Genomic DNA, 1,811 nt, shown 5'->3' on the forward strand with positions numbered 1-1,811 from the left:
TGGTTGTCGCCGATGAACTCGATGCGAATCTCGCCATCCGTGCGCTCTTCCAGATCGCGCGCGAATTCGATCGCTCCGGCGCGCTCGATCAGCAGGTTGCGCGTGTTGAACCCCGCCGCACCAAATTTCAGCGTGTGCTTGGGTTCTTTCGAGAACCTCTTCTCATATGTAGATTCAGCCGCTTGGGCTAGGTTGGCCAAGCTCATCGCCCCTCCGAATCCGCCTGCGGCCAAAAGGGTCGAGCTCATCCCGTAGCGTCCAGCGACGCGGAAAAAATCCCTCCGGGAAATTCCACTCAGTTTCCGTCCGATCTCCATTGCCATCCTCCCTATCGCAATTTTTGAGACGTTATGTATCAAAAAATGCTAGTTTAGTTGATGCGTTTTGCATAGAGTTTTTTTCATCGGCAGCAAAAGGAGGCGATGATGGAGGTTGATTACGCGATTGTCGGGGCTGGATCTTCGGGCTGTGTCATCGCCAATCGCCTCAGCGCCGATCCCGGTACGCGCGTCGCGTTGCTCGAGGCCGGCGGTCCGGACACCAACCCGTGGATTCACATCCCTGTCGGCTATTTCAAGACGATGCACAACCCGTCGGTCGACTGGTGTTACCGCACCGAACCCGATCCGGGCCTGAACGGCCGTTCGATTGACTGGCCGCGCGGCAAGGTCCTGGGTGGTTCGTCTTCGCTGAACGGGCTGCTGTATGTGCGCGGACAGAAACAGGATTATGACCGCTGGCGCCAGATGGGCAACGCGGGCTGGGGCTGGGAGGACGTTCTGCCCCTGTTCAAACGCAGCGAGGATCAGGAACGGGGTGCTGACGACTATCACGGAACGGGCGGCCCGCTGTCGGTGTCCAACATGCGCATCCAGCGCCCGATCTGCGATGCCTGGGTCGCCGCGGCGCAGGCGGCGGGCTATCCGTTCAACCCCGACTACAACGGCGCCACGCAAGAGGGCGTCGGCTATTTCCAGCTGACCACCCGCAACGGGCGGCGGTGCAGCGCGGCCGTGGCCTATCTGAAGCCGATCCGCAAGCGGCCGAACCTGAACATCATCACCCACGCCCTGGTGACGCGGATCCTGCTGGAGGGCAAACAGGCCGTGGGTCTGACTTATCGCGACCGGACCGGCGCCGAACAAAAGTTGCGGGTCCGGCGCGAGGTCATCCTGTCGGGCGGCGCGATCAACTCGCCCCAAATCCTGATGCTGTCCGGAATCGGTGATCCCGAACACCTGAAGGACAACGGGATCGAACCGATCCACGCCCTACCCGGCGTCGGCAAGGGTCTGCAGGATCACCTGCAGGCACGGCTGGTGTTCAAATGCAACGAACCCACGTTGAACGACGAGGTGCGCAGCCTGTTCAACCAGGCCCGGATCGCCCTGAAATACGCCCTGTTCCGCACCGGCCCCATGACCATGGCGGCCAGCCTGGCCACCGGTTTCCTGAAGACCCGCCCCGAGATCGAAACCCCCGACATCCAGTTCCATGTCCAGCCCTGGTCGGCCGACAGCCCGGGCGAGGGCGTGCATCCGTTCTCGGCTTTCACGATGTCGGTGTGCCAACTGCGCCCCGAAAGCCGCGGAGAGCTGCGGCTCGCCGGGCCGGACCCGACATCATACGTCAAGATCGTTCCGAACTATCTGTCAACTGAAACCGATTGTCGGACCATCGTCGACGGCATCAAGATCGCGCGCAGGATAGCACGGCACAATCCGCTGGCTTCGAAGATTTCCGAGGAGTTCAGACCCAGGTCGGACCTACCGCTGGACGACTACGAGGGCACGCTGGACTGGGCCCGGTCG

Annotated in this window: 1 protein-coding gene and 1 pseudogene; one reads left to right on the plus strand and one right to left on the minus strand. The window is 61.8% G+C overall.

The features are described from left to right. Window positions 1-317 (minus strand): annotated as a pseudogene (locus tag AC2FM3_RS17855) (TRAP transporter substrate-binding protein); the annotation flags it as partial. A 108-nt stretch (window positions 318-425) separates the two neighbouring features. Here AC2FM3_RS17855 and AC2FM3_RS17860 point away from each other — a divergent pair. Then, window positions 426-1,811 (plus strand): GMC family oxidoreductase (locus AC2FM3_RS17860; protein ID WP_496684585.1); only part of this gene is annotated, 1,386 nt, incomplete at its 3' end.

It is taken from the genome of Ruegeria sp. BHSB172, from assembly GCF_059613165.1.